The organism is Streptomyces sp. T39, assembly GCF_008042045.1.
Classification (GTDB): Bacteria; Actinomycetota; Actinomycetes; order Streptomycetales; family Streptomycetaceae; genus Streptomyces.
Genome location: NZ_RDBP01000012.1, coordinates 3,009,458 through 3,010,326 on the forward strand (window position 1 = coordinate 3,009,458; position 869 = coordinate 3,010,326).

General features: G+C 66.7%; 1 protein-coding gene and 1 pseudogene. One reads left to right on the plus strand and one right to left on the minus strand.

Annotated elements, in window-relative coordinates; all coding sequences use genetic code 11:
* Positions 1–103: 103 nt before the first annotated feature.
* Positions 104–307: pseudogene (locus EAO77_RS14710) on the minus strand (hypothetical protein); the annotation flags it as partial.
* Between the two features lie 211 nt (positions 308–518).
* Between EAO77_RS14710 and thyX the strand changes: the two are divergent.
* Positions 519–869, plus strand: a 351-nt coding sequence (gene thyX / locus EAO77_RS39995; protein WP_261993903.1) for an FAD-dependent thymidylate synthase, incomplete at its 3' end; no start/stop codon positions are given.

Sequence of the window (869 nt, forward strand, 5' to 3'; positions counted from 1 at the left end):
GGGGCACCAAACGATGCGTATGCACGTCTGTACGGATACAAGCGTTCCGCTGTGTACGGATGGCAGTGTTCCGTCCCGAATACCGCAAGGAGAGTCCCTGATGTTCCGGCGAGGAGGCACCCGACTCCAGCGCGGGCATGCCCAGCAGCAGGGAGCCGACGAGCCCGGCCACCACGGTCAGCCCGACCATCGTGCGGGCCAGCACCTGCGAGGTGCTGGGCCGTTCCCGGGGCGGGGGAGCGACGTTGCTGCGGAACGCGTCGGCCTCGGCGACGAACGTGAACGGGACGGCCTCGCGCCGGAACATCAGGGACTCTCCTTGCGGTATTCGGGACGGAACACTGCCATCCGTACACAGCGGAACGCTTGTATCCGTACAGACGTGCATACGCATCGTTTGGTGCCCGAATTCCCCGGATCGGCCGAAGGACACCTATGGGCGCCTGCCGGGCCCGCCGCCGCCGACCGCGCGCCGTAGAGTGGGCGCCGCCCGAGCGACGCACATGGAAGGACCGCCGGTGAGCGAGACCCCCGCAGAGAACGTCAAGCCCAGCTACCGCAGTGATGTCACGGTCGACCTGGTGAAGCACACCGCCGGTGACTCCGACGTGCTGTGGGCCGCCCGGGTCTCCACAGCGGGTGAGCAGTCGCTCGACGAGCTCTCGAAGGACCCCGAGCGCTCCAAGGGACTCATCAACTATCTGATGCGCGACCGCCACGGCAGCCCCTTCGAGCACAACTCGATGACCTTCTTCATCAGCGCACCGATCTTCGTCTTCCGCGAGTTCATGCGCCACCGCGTCGGCTGGTCGTACAACGAGGAGTCCGGCCGCTACCGCCGTCTGGACCCGGTGTTCTACGTCCCCGAC